This is a genomic window from Aneurinibacillus sp. REN35 (genome assembly GCF_041379945.2).
GTDB lineage: Bacteria > Bacillota > Bacilli > Aneurinibacillales > Aneurinibacillaceae > Aneurinibacillus.
Map to the genome: position 1 here is coordinate 63,305 of NZ_JBFTXJ020000017.1, position 16,560 is coordinate 79,864.

Genomic DNA, 16,560 nt, shown 5'->3' on the forward strand with positions numbered 1-16,560 from the left:
AGCTATGATAAAACCATCATGCAGTATAATTTCAAACAAATACCATGCCAAAAGGAGGAAAATAAACTTGAAAAGATCATTTGCGGTGATCGTATCAATTGTTTTGCTTTTCAGCATGTTCTCAGGTCTCACTTTTGCTGCTGATTATTCGGAGAAGGCTGATTCAGTGTACCTGAACGGGACGATTTATACGGTGGATAGCACATTCTCTAAAGCAAGTGCCATGGCTATCAAAGAACAGAAGCTGCTCTATGTAGGAACTCAAGAAGAAGCTAAAAAATACATAGGTCCTGGTACAAAGGTGATTGATCTAGAAGGGAAAACAGTGATTCCGGGATTGAATGACGGGCATCTTCATTTTCCATCCATGGGCATTAATTTACTGCAGGTGGACGGATTTAATAAGCCCAAAGATGAAATTTTGAGTCTCGTAAAGCAAGAGGCGGCGAAAAGAAAGCCGGGTGAATGGATTCTTGGTCACGGTTGGAACCATGAATTATGGCCCGATAAGAAGTTTCCAACCAAGCAAGAGCTTGATGCGGCCGCACCAAACAATCCAGTAATGATGGAGCGGGTGGACGGACATTCCATCTGGGTGAACTCCAAAGCGCTGGAGATTGGCGGCATCAGCAAGAGCACACCTGATCCTCAGGGTGGGGAAATTCTAAAGGATGCTAAGGGTGAGCCAACCGGTATGCTGATTGACACCGCAGGTGAGCCGGTTATGGCAAAGGTTCCAGCATACGACTCACAACGTGTGCAGGAAGGATTGGTCAAAGCACAGGAGGAATTATTCCTCAACGGGATTACAAGCGCAACGGATGCGGGAACTCATCTAGATAATATTAACGATATGAAGGAACTCTATAAGAAAGATGTTCTTAAAGTCCGAATGAATGTTATGGTAGCCAATGGTGAAGGCGGATCGACAGGGAAAAGTCTGGAGCATTATTATAAGAACGGACCTGAAAAGGGTCTATTCGGTGACCGTCTAACGGTGGCTTCTCTTAAACTCGTAGGGGACGGATCGCTCGGTTCTCGCAGTGCGGCCCTCTTGAAAGATTACAGCGATCGCCCGGGTCATAAGGGGAATTATCGCTTCACAGACGAAGAGCTGTACCGACTGGTGAAGGAAGCACGCAAATACGGCTGGCAGGTGGCGACACACGCAATTGGCGACGGATCGATTCTTCAAGCCATCAATACGTATGAAAAAGTATTAAAAGAAGAACCGCTGGCCGATCATCGCTGGAGAATTGAGCATTTCCAGGTAGCTGATGCGAGTGAGATCAAGCGCATTGCGGAGCTGAATATTCTTCCTTCCATGCAGCCTACACATGCCACGTCTGATAAAAACATGGCGGAGGATCGTGTAGGTCCGGAGCGTATTAAATACGCGTACGCGTGGCGCAAGACGATGGATGCAGGATCGCACATTGTTGGTGGATCAGACGCACCGGTGGAGTTGGTCAATCCGTTCCACGGCATTTATGCGGCTGTGACCCGAATGGATCGCGAGGGAACTCCTAAGGGAGGCTGGTATCCGGAAGAGAAGATGACAAGAGAAGAAGCGATGCGCTCCTTTACGATCTGGGCGGCAGAAGGCAGCTTTGAAGAGAAGATTAAAGGCTCTCTGGAAAAAGGAAAGCTGGCTGACTTTATCGTTATCGACAAAGATATCATGAAGTGTCCGGAAGAGGAGATAAAAGATATCGCTGTTCTGACTACGGTCGTTGGCGGCGAGGTTGTATACGAGAAGAAAGAGAAAAAATAAGTTATATCGGCTTAGATATAGAAAACATAGTAATCCCTGGGGCAGACGGTACAGATCGTCATGGAAAGCTCCGGGGATTTTTTGCTGATTTGCATGAATGTTTGCACGTTTGGTGGTGTGTAGATACACCCTTATGCCCAAAATAACGAGAGTTAAATAAAGTCAAATGTTTTTCGATAAAATAAGTAGCTGAAAAGTAATTGTTAAAAGCTTGTCTTTTTATAGACAATAGTTTGTAACACTAGCAACACGTTTATTTCACAATTTACGTTTACTATAGTAGTAAGTAAATAGTACTACTTTAGGAGGCGTCATCTCAATGGAAGAGCTTATGTTAGCAAGAATTCAATTTGCTTCCACTACTCTTTTTCACTTTATTTTCGTTCCTTTATCTATCGGTCTGGCATTTATTATAGCGATTATGCAAACGATGTACCTGATAAAGAAACAAGAAGTGTACAAGCGAATGACAAAGTTTTGGGGAACCTTCTTCCTCATTAACTTTGCGGTAGGGGTCGTAACAGGAATCATTCAGGAGTTCCAGTTTGGCATGAACTGGTCGAGCTATTCTCGTTTTGTGGGCGATGTGTTCGGAGCCCCGCTGGCGATCGAAGCGCTGTTGGCCTTTTTTATGGAATCCACGTTTATTGGCTTATGGATTTTTGGTTGGGATAAAATCCCGAAAAAGCTGCATCTGGCGAGTATATGGCTTGTGTCCATCGGTACGATTATGTCCGCCTTCTGGATTTTGGCAGCGAACTCCTTCATGCAAAATCCTGTAGGCTTTGTAATTGAAAATGGACGCGCACAGATGAATGATATTGTCGCTGTATTAACAAATGCGAAGCTGTGGGTTGCTTTTCCGCACGTTATTTTCGCAAGCTTTGCGACCGCTGCCTTCTTTATTATGGGTGTGAGCGCATGGAACATGCTGCGAAAGCGGGATCTTGATTTTTATAAGCGTTCTATGAATGTGTCGCTGATTATCGGCCTGATCGCAGGTCTTAGCATTGCGTTTTCCGGCCACTCGCAGGCAACGTATCTGATGGGTGCTCAGCCGATGAAAATGGCAGCAGCGGAAGGACTGTGGGAAGACAGTGAAGACCCGGCTGCCTGGACAGTTGTGGCAAACATTGATGTGGAAAACAAAGAGAGTACAGGCAGACTTGAAATTCCATATCTATTAAGCTATCTGGCTTATGGCGAGTTTTCCGGCAAAGTGGAGGGCATGAACGCGCTGCAAGAGAAGATGGTGCAGCAGTATGGGGAAGGTAACTATATTCCTCCTGTGAAAACAACATTTTGGAGCTTCCGCATCATGGCGGGAACGGGCGGCGTTCTGGTTCTGTTAAGCCTGCTTGGTTTGCTCTTTACATGGCGCGATAAAATTACGACAAGCACCCGTTACTTAAAGTGGCTGGTTCCAGCTATCTTCCTGCCGTATATCGGTAACTCCTTCGGATGGATCATGTCAGAAATCGGACGTCAGCCATGGGTTGTAAACGGATTGATGCTGACAGCGGACGGGGTGTCACCCAACGTGTCGGCAGGACAGATTCTCTTCTCATTGATTGCCTTTTCACTCATCTATACAGCGCTGGCGGTTGTGATGGTGTACTTGTTCATCCGCGTCATTAAACAGGGGCCGCATGAAAAACCACAGGAGGATATCTCTGCTTCAGATCCTTTTAGTGTAGGAGGTATGAAAGATGCAGTTAAGTGAGCTATGGTTTGTTCTGGTAGGGGTCCTGTTCGTCGGCTTTGTGTTTCTGGAAGGGTTTGACTTCGGTGTCGGGATGAGCACGAAGTTTTTAGCGAAAGATGAAGGTGAGAAGCGCGTTCTTATCAATACCATCGGCCCGTTTTGGGATGCGAACGAAGTGTGGTTAATTACTGCGGGGGGAGCGATGTTTGCCGCGTTTCCACACTGGTACGCAACATTGTTTAGCGGCTACTACCTGCCTTTCGTTGTGCTGCTGCTGGCCTTGATTGCGCGGGGTGTTGCGTTTGAATTTAGGGGAAAGGTCGATTCACCGCGATGGAAAAAAATGTGGGATCTGTCCATTTTGCTGGGCAGCTTGCTGCCACCGTTTTTGCTGGGCGTACTATTCTCCAGTTTGATTAAAGGGCTGCCCATTGATAAGGACATGAATATGTACGCGGGCTTCTTCGATATCGTGAACCTGTACACCGTGGTGGGCGGGCTTGCGTTCGTGGCCCTGTCCTACCTGCACGGATTGATGTTCATTTCCTTAAAAACGACAGGGGAGCTTCGTGCGCGCGCCCGACAGGCTGCTAAAAAGCTGTATGCCGTCGTTGGAGCGGTCATTCTTCTATTCACTGCATTAACCGCTGTTTATACGGACGCGTTTACTCATCGTGGTATAATTGTGATACCAATGTATGCCACAGCGATTGTGCTGTATCTGGCTCTCTTCCCGCTGCTGCGCAATAAAAAAGAGGGACTAAGCTTTGCGGCAACCGGTTTGATTATTGGAATCGTGACCGCCTCTTTCTTCGTTGAGCTTTTCCCGAATGTGATGATCAGCTCACTGGATGCTGCGTATAATATGACCGTTTATACAGCTGCCTCCGGCGATTACTCCTTAAAGCTTATGACCATTGTTGCGGCGGTGATGGTGCCGATCGTGCTTGTGTATACGATTTGGAGCTACTATATCTTTAGAAAGCGCGTAACAACAAAGGAGCATTTAGAATACTAATGGATAAACATCTACTTCGCTATGAGGGCAGTAAAGTCCATATGGTTGTCGTCGGGATGCTTACGGCTGCTCAAGCGATTGCGATCATTTTTCAAGCGATGTTTTTGTCAGAAGCCATTGTAAATATGTATAAAAGGACTGCCTGGACAGCAGTCCTTCCCTCATTTTATGGGTTTATCGGAATGTTTCTTATCCGGCATGGTCTGCAATGGGGCAAAGAAAGAGCAGCCCTGCGTTTTGCCAATCGAACAGCTCTATACATGCAGAGAAAGCTTGTTGAAAAGCTATTTGCATTGGGACCGAGAAAAATAGGCAAACAGGGATCAGGTAATATGATCACCCTTGCTCTGGAGGGAATATCTGATTTCCGTACGTATGTGGAGCTGTTTATTCCCCGCTTCGTTGCCAACCTTTGTATTCCGATCATTCTTTTACTCTACATCGTGACGGTAGACGTAACGTCAGCAGTCATCCTGGCGGTTGTAATGCCGGTAATGATCGTGTTTCTCGTGCTGCTGGGACTGACAGCTCAAAAGCAGATCGATGCCCAGTGGGATACCTATCAATTGCTTTCTCGTCATTTTGTAGATTCACTGCGGGGGCTTGTTACATTGAAGTACCTGGGGAAAAGCAGGGAACACAAGTCGGCAATTGAAACAGTGAGCAACAAATATCGGGTGGCGACGAACCGTACCTTACGCGTCGCTTTCTTATCCACATTTTCGTTGGATTTCTTTTCAAGTCTATCTGTCGCCGTTGTAGCGGTTGAGCTTGGACTTAGATTAATTAGCGGCAGCATGGGATTTGAAGCGGCCCTAACGATTCTGATTCTGGCTCCGGAATACTTTCTGCCAGTGCGTGAGCTTGGAAATGATTATCATGCGACGATGAACGGGAAGGAAGCGGGCCAAAAAATCCATGCGCTGCTGGAGGAAGCAGGTCAGGAAGCGGGGAGCAGCGTAACCCTGCCGTCCTGGAGTAGCGACAGCTCGTTATCTGTGCGGGGCTTGACGAAAAAATCGGAGGAAGGCAGGCTGCTCATAAACGAGGTTCATTTTGCTGTGGACGGCTATAAGAAGATCGGTATTGTTGGGACAACCGGTGCAGGTAAATCCACGCTTATTGACATCATATCAGGCTTTTCCATTCCGACAGATGGAGAAATAAAAGTAAATGGCACAGCGCTTCCTCACTTTGCTGAGGGGGATTGGCAGGAGCAGATCACTTACATTCCGCAGCACCCGTATATTTTTTCCGGAACCGTCGCAGATAATATTCGGTTTTATGAACCGGATGCTTCGGATGAAAGAGTACAGGAAGCAGCGGAGCTGGCCGGGGTAACGGAGCTGATTGATCGTTTGCCTGGTCGCTATAACGAAAAAATTGGACAGGGTGGACGCAGCCTGAGCGGAGGAGAGGAACAGCGCATCGCCCTGGCAAGAAGCCTGCTGCAGAAGAGACCGATCATGCTTTTTGACGAACCGACCGCCCACCTCGACATTGAAACCGAGCATCAAATTAAAAAGATTATGCTGCCGTTATTGGAAAACAAGCTTGTATTCTTTGCTACGCATCGCTTGCATTGGATGAAGGAGATGGATTTGATTTTCGTGATCGAGCACGGCAGATTGGTTGAAGAAGGAACACACGAGGAGTTATACGAGAAAAAGGGCGCGTACTACAGGATGATTCAGGCCCAGCGAGGAGGCGGTTGCACATGAACTTGATTCGAACGTATATGCTTCCCTACGTCAAGCGGTATAAGTGGCTTCTGCTCGCTGCGATCGGTCTGGGCATTCTCACTGTACTTACAGGGTCGATGTTAACCTTTACATCGGGGTACCTCATTACAAGAGCGTCCGAAATGCCTCTAACGATTCTGCTTCTGTATATTCCGATCGTTGCGGTGCGCACGTTTGGCATATCGCGGGCGGTCACCCGTTACATCGAGCGGCTCACAGGACATAATGCCGTATTAAGGATTGTCGCCGATATGCGTGTGAAGCTGTACGAGCTGCTGGAGCCGCAGGCGCTGTTTATTCGCTCCCGCTTTCAAACCGGTGATTTGCTGGGTACGCTGGCCGATGATATTGAGCATTTGCAGGATGCGTATATCCGCACGATTTTTCCGACGGTGGTTGCCCTGTTTCTCTTTGTTTACTCCGTCACCGTGCTCGCGCTATTTGATTGGCTGTTCGCTGTGTGGATTGGGCTTTGTCTTTGCATTATCATTTTTGTCTATCCGCTTGTCTCGCTGTATGTGCTGAAAAAGCACCAGATAGCCTGGAAAGCGAAGCGAAGCGTGTTATACCAGACACTGACGGACGCCATCTTCGGACTTTCTGACTGGATGATTAGTGGAAGAAAAAACCGCTTTATTGAGCAGTTTATGTCGGGTAGCAAAGACAGCCAGCAGACGGAACAGCACATCGCGTCCTGGCATCAATCCCGAACCCTACAGCTCCATCTGTTCTCCGGTGCGATTTTGCTCATGGTTGGCGTGTGGGCAGGCATGGCGGCGCAAAACGGGGACATCATGCCGACCTACATCGCAGCGTTTACGCTGGTGACGCTGCCCATTTTAGAGGGAATGCTGCCGATATCGCAGGCGATTGAAAAAATACCGTCCTATATGGAATCCCTGCAGCGGATCGAGCAGATTCGTCAATTTGCCCCGGAAGACAGTATGGAGCCGCAGACGATTCCACCGCTGCAGCGACCGGACATTGCCATCAAGGACATTTCCTTCCGCTATGAAAATCAGGAGGAGGAGGCGCTTTCCCGCATATCGCTATCGATCCCGCACGGGAAAAAAATCGCCATCCTCGGCAAAAGCGGGGCCGGAAAATCGACCCTTATGCAGCTGCTTCAGGGACTCATGTCTCCGACTTCCGGAGAGATTACGATCGGAGGGTATCACCCGTGTCACTTTGGCGAAAGGATCTATGATGTCATCAGCGTTCTAAATCAGAAGCCGTATCTCTTTGCGACGACCGTGGAAAATAACATTCGACTGGGCAAAAAAGATGCAGACATGGATGAGATCCAGCGTGTCATCGCCAAAGTAAAGCTGGATGAATACATTCAGTCTTTGCCGAATGGGATGGATACACAGATGGAGGAAACGGGGCAGAGATTTTCCGGCGGGGAGAGACAGCGGGTTGCGTTAGCGCGAATTCTGCTGAAGGATTCCCCGATTGTGATACTGGACGAACCGACGGTTGGACTGGACCCGCAGACGGAAACCCATTTGCTTGATACCGTGTTTTCAGCTTTGGACGGGAAAACGGTTCTGTTTATTACGCATCATTTAATTGGTATGGAAAAAATGGATCATATCATTTTCCTTGATCAGGGAAACATAGCGATGAGCGGCACACATGAGGAGTTGCTGGCAAACAATGCCCGCTACCGCAACTTATATGCATTGGATCGTGGAGAATAAGCAAGCAGCATGCATCCCTGGGGCTGACAGTAGATAGCGTCACTGTAAGCCCTAGGGGTTTTTGTATGTCTGTTTATTTTTTGCTGCCTTTGGCGTATCGGTAGAAGGTTCCGGATGTGGTGCTGACAAGTTCACCGTGCTCATTCTCAATCGTGCACTCCGTAAAAACAACATTATAGCCGTCTTTGACATAAGAGGCTGTGGCGATTAATTTTCCACTTGTCACCGCTTTTATGTAGGACGTCTTTAATTCAATCGACACGTAAGGATCTTCTTTAAAACGAAAATTTAAGTGACCGATCGCCGTATCGGCTAAGTAGGTAAGCATGCCCCCGTGTACTGTGCCGAGCGGATTGAACATCGCCTCTACCACAGGACATTCGATCCGGCAGCGCCTGTTATCATCATCATAAGAGAAGGCGAATTGAAACAGTTGAAATAAAAAGACTTTCTCGGGTACCTGCTCGGCCTCAACCCACGATGATTTCATATGTTGTAAAAATGTTTGATCATTCATATGGTATCCCTCTTTCTCTTTTTCTTTCTAGTATAGCAAATAGCCAGAATACATGTTCTGATAAAGCGGCAGGATCATGCACTGCGTTAACGCGTTTTTACAGACCTGCATATTCTTGCAGGGTCTCCTTTTTCCCTATTACAATAGTGAGAAAATACATACATTTTCTTACCGGAAAGGAGAGAGCGCATGAAATTCGTTGCCAAGTTTTGTCCGAATAACTGTCAAAAAGAGATAGCCGATGTAAAGGAGCATCTCGCGGGACTGCCGGACATCGAGGTTGTCGATGATTTTTGTGTCCTGTACTGCGGCCAGTGTCTTGTGCAGCCGTTTACGCTTATGAATGGCAAGAGCATTGCCGCCGACAGTGGGGAGGAACTGCTGTCTAAGATTACCTCGTATATCTCAGCGGCAGAAACGGCATAAAAAAGAGCAGCGAACCGGCTGCTCTTTGTCGTGAAACGGCTGTAAAGTGTTAGACACAGGTAGTATTTGCGTGTGTATTGTATACGGCTGCATAGGTCTTCCAGCCGCCATCTACGTTAACGGCATGAAAGCCATGCTCTGTCAGAATGCGTGCGGCAAGATAGCCGCGCAGCCCGACCTGACAGGAGACATAAATGGTCTGGTCTCTGGGCAGTTCGTCGAGCCGGTCGCGTAGTTCGTCAAGTGGAATCGAGATTGATCCGGCAATATACCCGACTCCCCGTTCCTCTTCATTCCGCACGTCGATCAGCAGGCCGCCGTTCCGGATGATCTCGTCAATCTCATGCCACTGTACGATCTCTACCGCACCATCAAGAACGTTTGATGCTACATAGCCCAGCATATTGACCGGGTCTTTGGCGGACGAGTAGGGAGGAGCATAGGCCAGCTCTAGATCAGGAAGGTCGTATACGGTCAATCCGCCCTTAATGGCGGTGGCCACGACATCAATCCGTTTGTCCACCCCGTCAATGCCAACGCCTTGAATGCCGAGAATCTTGCCTGTGTCAGGGGCAAACAGAAGCTTTAAGGCAATGGGGCAGGCACCCGGATAATATCCGGCGTGCGAGCCGGGATGAATATGAATCGCCTGGTACGGAATGTTATAGCGCTGCAGTACCTTTTCATTGCTTCCCGTCGTAGCCACCGTATAATCAAATACTTTGACAATCGAGGTGCCGAGCGTACCCGGATAGGCTTCTTTTTTGCCGTATATGTTATTAGCCACCATGCGGCCCTGTCGGTTTGCCGGCCAGGCAAGCGGAATCATTGTCGGCCGTTGGTGAATATAATCGGTGACTTCGATCGCATCGCCAATCGCATAAATGGAAGGGTCGGATGTTTGCAGACATTCGTTTACTCCAATGCCGCCACGCTCTCCCAGCGCAAGCCCTGCCTCTTTTGCAAGCGTGCTTTCCGGCTTGACACCGATGGACAGAACGATCATGTCCGTCTCGATTTCCCGGCCGCTCGCAAGCATGATTTTTTTGCCGTGATTCGTAAACGAATGAACCCCGTCACCCAACAGCAGCTGTACGCCTTGATCCTGCAGATGGCGGTGCAAAATAGAAGCCATTTCATAGTCGAGCGGAGCCATCACTTGGTTCGCCATCTCAATCAGCGTCACGTCGATTCCGCGCTGGTGCAGGTTCTCGGCCATCTCGATGCCGATGAACCCACCGCCGATGACAGCGGCTTTCTTCGGTTTCTGTTCATCTACATACGCTTTAATGCGGTCCGTGTCCGGAATGTTGCGCAGCGTGAAAAGGTGCGCGGCCTCCTCGATGCCCGGAATAGAGGGCCGGATCGGCATGGCGCCGGGGGAGAGGATCAGTGTATCGTAAGTTTCTTCGTACAATTCTCCTGTCCGCAGATTCTTGATTTGCACATATTTTTGTTCGCGGTTTATGCTTACCGCTTCGCTTAGGTTGCGAATATCGAGATTGAACCGCTTCGACATGCCCTCTACCGTCTGGACGAGAAGCGCCTCCCGGTTTTGGATCGTCTCACCGATATAATAGGGAAGGCCGCAGTTAGCAAAAGAAATGTACTCGCCCTTTTCTACCAGTACGATATGAGAAGATTCATCCAATCTCCTAAGCCGCGCCGCCGCGGTTGCCCCTCCAGCAACGCCTCCGACAATCACAATTTTTTTGCTCATTTCTTTTTCCTCCTCAGGAAGTACATGTATGTTTTATACCCCTAGTGGTATCTTATAACTACATAGTACAGCGGTCCGGGAGGCGTTGCAAGATGGATTTGTTACGGTTTCGTTACCAGTTCAAGCTTTTGTAAAAGAAAAGTCACAATGTCTTCCGGCAGCTGCTCGTCAATGCGAACGGTAAGGTGATGCGCCGCATAGGCAGACTGTCTGGCTTCAAATAAGTCGCAGACCTCTTCAAGCGTACGATTCTGCAGGATCGGCCGGTCATCAAGCAAGGCGGCATACCGCTTCAGCCAGGCATCCCACGAAATATCCAGAAACACGACAATCCCATGCGCCAGGCAGACGCTTTTAATCTCCTCCTGCAAATAAGCGCCGCCACCTAAAGAGATGACCTTGCTGTGCTGCTGTGTGCAGAGCTGCGTAATCAGCTTTTTTTCTGCCTGACGGAAATAGGCTTCCCCCTTTTCCTTGAACAACTGGGAGATGGGCATACCTTCGATCGCTTCGATTTCCTGATCGCTGTCGATGAATGGCCTGTCCAGTTTCTCTGCCAGCAAGCGTCCGACTGTCGTCTTGCCTGCACCCATAAAGCCAATCAATAGTATGTTTTTGTCATTGTCTGCTATGTGTCTCTTGTCATTCATCATGTATGTAGCTCCTATCCTTCTTCTTTTTCTTCATTATATAGAAAACGAAGGAGCCGTAAAGGGCTCAGACATAGGAAAACAGCCCGTACCGGAGAGGGTACGGGCTGCCGTAGCGCTGATCTGTTATTTATAGGTGCCGTTTGACGCCAACGACACGATAATTGGATAGATACCAATCAATATTGTTAATCTTAACTTGGCCTTGTCCGCTTGCCGCATGAGCCATCTTGTTGTTCCCCATATAGATACCGATGTGGGAGATCTTACCGCTACCTGTATCGAAGAAGACTAGATCGCCCGGCTGCATCGCGTTCACGGATACCGTGGTACCTTTAGCGAATTGCTGTCCGGTCGTGCGCGGTAGACTGATGTCTAATGACTTGAATACATACTGCGTGAATCCGCTGCAATCAAAGCCGGAGGTTGTCGTTCCGCCCCAGCGGTAGGGTGTGCCGAGCAGCGGCTCGACTTTACGCATCAACAGTTCGTCAAGGCGGGTGTCGGTCCGGGAAGCGACCTTACGTGGCGGCTCCGGTTTTGGCGCGGGACCGAAAAGCGCTGTCTGCAATACAACCGCAGCTTCTGCGCGTGTCAAATTCTTTTGCGGTCGGAAATAGCCGGCATCGCCGCCAAATATTTTCTTCTGTGTCACTGCAAGTACGCTTTCTTTTGCCCAGCCGCTCACTTCAGATGCATCCTTGAAGGGAAGCGGTTTATCGGAATGAGAATAATTAAACGTGTGGGCAATAATCGCAGCCGCTTCTTCGCGCGTAATCGCCCGGTTTGGAGCGAAGCGGGTGTCCGACACACCTTTAATGATTCCCATTTGGTATGCTTGCTTCACTGAATCGTAGTACCATGCCGTTTTCGCTACATCGGTAAACGGAAATGTCTGTACGCTTGCTTTCCGATCGAGCGCCCGCGCCAGAATGGAAGCAAATTCAGCACGTGTAATTTTACTGTTCGGTGAGAAGGTTGTGGCGCTTGTACCGGCAATAATCTGTTTTTCATAAAGACTGTAAATGCTTGGTGCAGCCCACCAAGCGCTGCCTAGATCTGAAAATTTTCCGCTTGCCGCCGCTTTCTCAGCATGGAAAGGCAGAAGGCCTCCGGCTAATGATACGGAAAGCAACCCTGTCATGACCAACTTTGAAATTCCTTTTTTCTTTTCTCTCATATCCCCGTTCCTTTATCTTTTTCTTAGCTGTCTTCTTCATAGATGCCGTAATTTCTCTTGTATAGGTTTCCCCAACGTTATGTAAGTGCGGCAGAAGATGCCTCTCACATTATAAAATGGAATTGTTATCAAACTATGACCGAGATGTGAATGTTTTAGACATATTTCCTTACATTTGAAAGTGGATTTCTATGCCTGATTGGGAAGGTTCGTCTTTTTGGGTAAACCAAAGTTACAACCAACCGCAATTCAACCATAGGTTATACGAAAGACACGATGCTGAGCTGATAAGGTTAGCACGTAATTATTAACATTATCATATAGTACCGGCAACGAAAGAATTGATGTTTCAAACCTTAGGGATTTTTTGACCCCAGATAGTAGTGAATTCATTGTGGGGTGTAGTGATGAAGGTGTTATTATAGACCAATTGACTACCAGATCGGGAGCCTATGGAGCTGCTGCTTGTCAAAGGTGATCGATTTAGAGGTGTTAAAATGCTGGTGGAAAAAGTATTAAACATAAAACCTGAAGTGAATCGTAATAAAGAAACCTTGATTAGCTATATGAACGATAACCCGAACAACGGATTTTTTTAAAAGTGTACATCATTCGGGTTACAGTTCACCATGCGGGTAAAAGGAGATTTTATTTTTACCTCTTTTACTATCTATATTTCATTAATTTCCTGCACTGTGTTTGTCGATCAATCGCTCCAGAAAATCTGCAAATGTCGGGGTATACACGAAGATCAGTCCGTTCACCAGATCAGAACACATGACGCGGAACTCACCCTGTTCATCTTTGGATGGCGTATCAAAAAAATACAATTCATTGCTATCTGGGACGAATAGGTCCAGCCTGGCTGGATACTGTATCTCAGTTTCTCAAGAGAGTTATGATTCATAAAACTGATTGGTTACAACTCTGTCACTTCTGCTGTTCGGTTGAGATATTACCAAAAATTCTACATCCTCGTTAGACTTATTAATCATCTGATGTGGGAGGAGAGGTGGTATTTCTATTCCTTCTTGAGCAGATAAAGTGATATATTCGCCATCGACTTCTAGTGTTGCACTACCAGATAAAACAAAGAAAAATTGGCGCGTATGATTATGATAATGTCTTACTTCTGAAGTATTAACGGGCATACGTTCATGAATAACACTCAACTCTTTATTTTTTACTAAATACCAGCCATCACAATTATCACCCCATGTATAATGTTCTCCGTTGTTTTTGCTTATCTTCAATGTGATCACCACCTTTTTAAATCAAAATCTGTATCATTTCAACATGCTTACCTTTTCAATCGCTTGTTGTTCGGTCGGCAAGAAAAAGATATCGTTTCCGTTGTTGCATTCATAGATAAAATCTTTCAGGCTTTGGTTTTCATACACAGAAAAGTCTCCAATGATTGCAATCTTCACGCGATAATTGATGAACTTCTGAAGAATTTCACCTGCAAGGCGTGTTTTCAAATCGAAAAAGCTTTCGCTTAGCAGAGATTTGTTTATGACGATACGATTACAGTCTGCTTCATACTGTACAGTTGCTATAAAATCCAATGCTGACTGAACATCCTTAATGAGTATCTCGCTGCTGCTTACAACGGCGATATTGTTCCCATGTACTTCTACTTTTCTTATCTTCATAATCACCCTCCTGGTTATGTAATGCACATTATTATCAGCAAAGCTCCGTGCATCATTCTTACAATAGACCAAGAACGCCTTTTTTAGCCGTTAGCCTACACAGCTTGCTTTATAAATTATCAAGACCAAAATCGTAAAAAGTTTAAAATATGGAATGACACATAGTAGCCATGTATAATATGTGTCATTCTTTTACCTTCTGTTCCACAATCGAGCCCGATTACAAAAGGACAATATTTAGCGGAAAAACGGGACTTCTTTGGCTCCTGTCATACGTGCGTAAATAAAAAGTTCGCCCTTATGGTGAATCTCGTGATCATACATTGCAATAAGATATCTTTTCTTTGCTCCTTGAAGTTTCGGGTGCGATGACTTATTTTCGGCTTCTAAATCTGCATCCGTCAATGATTCGTATGTAGCCTTTGTTTTTTTCGTGAAGTCCTTTACAGCTTTGCGGACGTCTTCCATTGTTTTGCATTCAGGAATATCTGGTGAAGCAAACTCTTCTGTCTTGACCATTGAAACGAACACATCATTCCACCCAGCAATATGCAACGCCAGTTCGCCAAGTGTCAAAGCCCCTTCCCATGGCCTGAAGTCAATGTGTTCATCACCGATGGATTCCAGTAACTCCTCCAACACATTTCGATGTGTTAACCATTCATTCATCATTTGTTTTGATTGCCCCATATTCATTTCTCCCTTATCGAGTCTTCCATCTTACCCTAAAAAACCATTTATTTCATAATTCGTTAAAGAACAATTTAATTCCTTTTTTAACCTTATGGAAGCATGAGGACGTATCATATGCTTCTGTTTATTAAGTGAATCCCTCACATCGTATGGAATTTTGGAGTTAGTATAGTTTCCTGGACAAAATCAGATTCCGAAAAGATTCTACAACGGTAAGCAAAGTGGTTATTGATAGTTGCTTGTTATCCACTAATGCCACTTATACTAAATACGATTAAAAAAATTTAGTTGCTAAGTCGTTAGTATTGAAGTGATAAATATGATAAATGAAGATGTAAGGAGTTTTCTTTCCTCGGTTAATCATTATTGCACTTTGATTGACTCATTAAATTGTCTTGATGAAAAAAGTTTGGAAAAACTTCTTGCTGCTCTTTTAGATTTGTACTTACATGCACTAAAACTTCCTAAAGTTGAACCTAATAATACAGAAGCCCCACAAGTAGAAATTCCTTTACCGAAGGTTGATTTCGATAAATATGAATGTTACTGGGAAGTAGTTGACCTCTATAAATTAGAAGAACCAGGGTGCGGAAGCTTATCAGACGATATGTTAGATATTTATAAAGACCTTAAAGAAGGTATCATATTATTCGAGCAAGATACTCCTAACGAAGCAATTTAGCATTGGAAGTTTCATTTTAAAGTTCACTGGGATTCGCACGTAGTAAATGTTTTGCGTGCTTTGCTTCAGTTTTGAAAGGTCTGTTATTTATACTTTCTCGAATAAATAAACTCTGTGATCGGAAGTGTAACAAACGTAAGACATACCACGATAAGCAAAGGATAATTTTTAATATCATTCAAATTAGATACGCCTTCAGAAATGAATAGAATTAAAGCTGCTACAATCATTAACACAAAATACCCAATCTTTGCACTTTGGGTTTCGATATGTCTATCTAATTCGTCTTTCTCTCCACCACCTTCATGGTTGCCCCAGTTTAGCCAATTAAAAAAGTAGGATAGGGCAAGAAAGCTAAAAAATATAGAACCTCCATCTATCGTTCCAAATCGGGCCCATCTGTATAAAGTAAAGCCTGCAAGTGTACAAAAAATAGTAAAAGCTAAAACAGCGATTATTTTTTTGGATTTATCCATTCTTTTTTCCTCCATTCTCCAACGGTATAAATAAGTCCTCCATCGTTGTACCTAATTGCTTTGCGATGTCAAATGCTAACTGTAAACTTGGATCATATTTGTTGTTCTCAATTGCATTAATTGTTTGCCTACTTACATTACATAACTCTGCTAATTTTCCTTGTGAAACACTCCTTTTTTCCCTGTATTCTTTAATTTTATTTTCCATTCTATTTCACCACCGTGTCTGCAAGGTGTAAAAAACTTTTTACAACTCAATGATAAAATAAGACAAAGGATATGTCAAATATGTTTTACATATCCTTTGTCTTATTTACTTTAAGGAGTAGCGTCAGGAATATGCGGATTGATAACGTTAAGCCTATTTTAAAGATGATTCCCCCGTTAAGAAAACTTCAATTCTACCCCTACATGTTCGATATAACGCTGCATAAGAAGGGGGTTCATTGTTTTTTCCCTTTGGTAAGCAGCCAAACGCTCTGCACCGCGCTTATTACCAGGGCGTCGGCAGGTAACCATCCATTCAAGAGGATATTAGTAGCCGGCCAATACCAATAGTTTCTTTCAGGGGTGTTGATTATCCAGTTTCAGACAAACCCCTCCCGTACAACTGTTTGTA

General features: G+C 45.7%; 17 protein-coding genes. 8 read left to right on the forward strand and 9 right to left on the reverse strand.

Features of this window, described 5'->3' with window-relative positions:
- Positions 1-67: 67 nt before the first annotated feature.
- The 5 genes from AB3351_RS21310 (at position 68) to cydC (ending at position 7,942) form a co-directional block, all read left to right on the forward strand.
- Positions 68-1,774 (forward strand): amidohydrolase, encoded by a 1,707-nt coding sequence (locus AB3351_RS21310; RefSeq protein WP_371149129.1) that lies wholly within the window; start codon positions 68-70, stop codon positions 1,772-1,774.
- A 319-nt stretch (positions 1,775-2,093) separates the two neighbouring features.
- Complete coding sequence (locus AB3351_RS21315; protein WP_371149130.1) at positions 2,094-3,497, forward strand: cytochrome ubiquinol oxidase subunit I; 1,404 nt, start codon at positions 2,094-2,096, stop codon at positions 3,495-3,497.
- The gene (gene cydB, locus AB3351_RS21320) at positions 3,484-4,497 is read left to right on the forward strand and encodes a cytochrome d ubiquinol oxidase subunit II (protein ID WP_371149131.1); all 1,014 of its coding nucleotides are present in this window, start codon (positions 3,484-3,486) and stop codon (positions 4,495-4,497) included. The genes AB3351_RS21315 and cydB overlap by 14 nt, the downstream gene beginning before the upstream one ends.
- Positions 4,497-6,218 (forward strand): thiol reductant ABC exporter subunit CydD, encoded by a 1,722-nt coding sequence (gene cydD, locus AB3351_RS21325; RefSeq protein ID WP_371149132.1) that lies wholly within the window; start codon positions 4,497-4,499, stop codon positions 6,216-6,218. The genes cydB and cydD overlap by 1 nt, the downstream gene beginning before the upstream one ends.
- A complete protein-coding gene (cydC, locus tag AB3351_RS21330; RefSeq protein WP_371149133.1) occupies positions 6,215-7,942 on the forward strand; it encodes a thiol reductant ABC exporter subunit CydC in 1,728 nt (575 codons plus the stop codon). The genes cydD and cydC overlap by 4 nt, the downstream gene beginning before the upstream one ends.
- A gap of 73 nt (positions 7,943-8,015) precedes the next feature.
- Here cydC and AB3351_RS21335 read toward each other — a convergent pair whose 3' ends face one another.
- Positions 8,016-8,459, reverse strand: a complete 444-nt coding sequence (locus AB3351_RS21335) for a PaaI family thioesterase (RefSeq protein ID WP_371149134.1) — start codon at positions 8,457-8,459, stop codon at positions 8,016-8,018.
- Positions 8,460-8,648: 189 nt separating this feature from the next.
- On the opposite strand from AB3351_RS21335, the gene AB3351_RS21340 reads away from it, so the two are divergent.
- Entirely contained in the window at positions 8,649-8,885 is a 237-nt protein-coding gene (locus tag AB3351_RS21340) for a DUF1450 domain-containing protein (protein WP_371149135.1), read from the forward strand.
- 49 nt (positions 8,886-8,934) lie between these two features.
- Here the strand turns inward: AB3351_RS21340 and AB3351_RS21345 are convergent, their stop codons facing one another.
- From AB3351_RS21345 to AB3351_RS21355, 3 genes are all read right to left on the reverse strand, one after another.
- Positions 8,935-10,605, reverse strand: coding sequence for a CoA-disulfide reductase (locus tag AB3351_RS21345; protein WP_371149136.1), 1,671 nt, complete (start codon positions 10,603-10,605; stop codon positions 8,935-8,937).
- A gap of 101 nt (positions 10,606-10,706) precedes the next feature.
- Complete coding sequence (locus tag AB3351_RS21350; RefSeq protein ID WP_371149149.1) at positions 10,707-11,255, reverse strand: shikimate kinase; 549 nt, start codon at positions 11,253-11,255, stop codon at positions 10,707-10,709.
- A gap of 130 nt (positions 11,256-11,385) precedes the next feature.
- Complete coding sequence (locus AB3351_RS21355; protein ID WP_371149137.1) at positions 11,386-12,435, reverse strand: S-layer homology domain-containing protein; 1,050 nt, start codon at positions 12,433-12,435, stop codon at positions 11,386-11,388.
- Between the two features lie 452 nt (positions 12,436-12,887).
- On the opposite strand from AB3351_RS21355, the gene AB3351_RS21360 reads away from it, so the two are divergent.
- Positions 12,888-13,034 carry a hypothetical protein gene (locus AB3351_RS21360; protein ID WP_371149138.1) on the forward strand — a complete coding sequence of 49 codons (147 nt, stop codon included), beginning with the start codon at positions 12,888-12,890 and terminating at the stop codon, positions 13,032-13,034.
- Between the two features lie 297 nt (positions 13,035-13,331).
- Here AB3351_RS21360 and AB3351_RS21365 read toward each other — a convergent pair whose 3' ends face one another.
- From AB3351_RS21365 to AB3351_RS21375, 3 genes are all read right to left on the reverse strand, one after another.
- The gene (locus tag AB3351_RS21365) at positions 13,332-13,688 is read right to left on the reverse strand and encodes a cupin domain-containing protein (protein WP_371149139.1); all 357 of its coding nucleotides are present in this window, start codon (positions 13,686-13,688) and stop codon (positions 13,332-13,334) included.
- Positions 13,689-13,721: 33 nt separating this feature from the next.
- Positions 13,722-14,090, reverse strand: a complete 369-nt coding sequence (locus tag AB3351_RS21370) for a DUF4180 domain-containing protein (RefSeq protein ID WP_371149140.1) — start codon at positions 14,088-14,090, stop codon at positions 13,722-13,724.
- 237 nt (positions 14,091-14,327) lie between these two features.
- Positions 14,328-14,780, reverse strand: coding sequence for a DinB family protein (locus AB3351_RS21375; RefSeq protein ID WP_371149141.1), 453 nt, complete (start codon positions 14,778-14,780; stop codon positions 14,328-14,330).
- A gap of 322 nt (positions 14,781-15,102) precedes the next feature.
- Here AB3351_RS21375 and AB3351_RS21380 point away from each other — a divergent pair, with 322 nt between their 5' ends.
- Positions 15,103-15,465 (forward strand): DUF5063 domain-containing protein, encoded by a 363-nt coding sequence (locus AB3351_RS21380; RefSeq protein WP_371149142.1) that lies wholly within the window; start codon positions 15,103-15,105, stop codon positions 15,463-15,465.
- A gap of 83 nt (positions 15,466-15,548) precedes the next feature.
- Here AB3351_RS21380 and AB3351_RS21385 read toward each other — a convergent pair whose 3' ends face one another.
- Positions 15,549-15,941 carry a hypothetical protein gene (locus AB3351_RS21385; RefSeq protein WP_371149143.1) on the reverse strand — a complete coding sequence of 131 codons (393 nt, stop codon included), beginning with the start codon at positions 15,939-15,941 and terminating at the stop codon, positions 15,549-15,551.
- Complete coding sequence (locus AB3351_RS21390; protein WP_371149144.1) at positions 15,934-16,149, reverse strand: helix-turn-helix transcriptional regulator; 216 nt, start codon at positions 16,147-16,149, stop codon at positions 15,934-15,936. The genes AB3351_RS21385 and AB3351_RS21390 overlap by 8 nt, the downstream gene beginning before the upstream one ends.
- Positions 16,150-16,560: the final 411 nt, after the last annotated feature.

Excerpts from the sequence above, each read along its gene's own strand:
- AB3351_RS21315 (WP_371149130.1), top strand. The coding sequence starts at position 2,094 with ATGGAAGAGCTTATGTTAGCAAGAATTCAATTTGCTTCCACTACTCTT.
- cydB (WP_371149131.1), top strand. The coding sequence starts at position 3,484 with ATGCAGTTAAGTGAGCTATGGTTTGTTCTGGTAGGGGTCCTGTTCGTC.
- cydD (WP_371149132.1), top strand. The coding sequence starts at position 4,497 with ATGGATAAACATCTACTTCGCTATGAGGGCAGTAAAGTCCATATGGTT.
- cydC (WP_371149133.1), top strand. The coding sequence starts at position 6,215 with ATGAACTTGATTCGAACGTATATGCTTCCCTACGTCAAGCGGTATAAG.
- AB3351_RS21335 (WP_371149134.1), bottom strand. The coding sequence starts at position 8,459 with ATGAATGATCAAACATTTTTACAACATATGAAATCATCGTGGGTTGAG.
- AB3351_RS21340 (WP_371149135.1), top strand. The coding sequence starts at position 8,649 with ATGAAATTCGTTGCCAAGTTTTGTCCGAATAACTGTCAAAAAGAGATA.
- AB3351_RS21345 (WP_371149136.1), bottom strand. The coding sequence starts at position 10,605 with ATGAGCAAAAAAATTGTGATTGTCGGAGGCGTTGCTGGAGGGGCAACC.
- AB3351_RS21350 (WP_371149149.1), bottom strand. The coding sequence starts at position 11,255 with ATGAATGACAAGAGACACATAGCAGACAATGACAAAAACATACTATTG.
- AB3351_RS21355 (WP_371149137.1), bottom strand. The coding sequence starts at position 12,435 with ATGAGAGAAAAGAAAAAAGGAATTTCAAAGTTGGTCATGACAGGGTTG.
- AB3351_RS21360 (WP_371149138.1), top strand. The coding sequence starts at position 12,888 with ATGGAGCTGCTGCTTGTCAAAGGTGATCGATTTAGAGGTGTTAAAATG.
- AB3351_RS21370 (WP_371149140.1), bottom strand. The coding sequence starts at position 14,090 with ATGAAGATAAGAAAAGTAGAAGTACATGGGAACAATATCGCCGTTGTA.
- AB3351_RS21375 (WP_371149141.1), bottom strand. The coding sequence starts at position 14,780 with ATGGGGCAATCAAAACAAATGATGAATGAATGGTTAACACATCGAAAT.
- AB3351_RS21380 (WP_371149142.1), top strand. The coding sequence starts at position 15,103 with ATGATAAATGAAGATGTAAGGAGTTTTCTTTCCTCGGTTAATCATTAT.
- AB3351_RS21385 (WP_371149143.1), bottom strand. The coding sequence starts at position 15,941 with ATGGATAAATCCAAAAAAATAATCGCTGTTTTAGCTTTTACTATTTTT.
- AB3351_RS21390 (WP_371149144.1), bottom strand. The coding sequence starts at position 16,149 with ATGGAAAATAAAATTAAAGAATACAGGGAAAAAAGGAGTGTTTCACAA.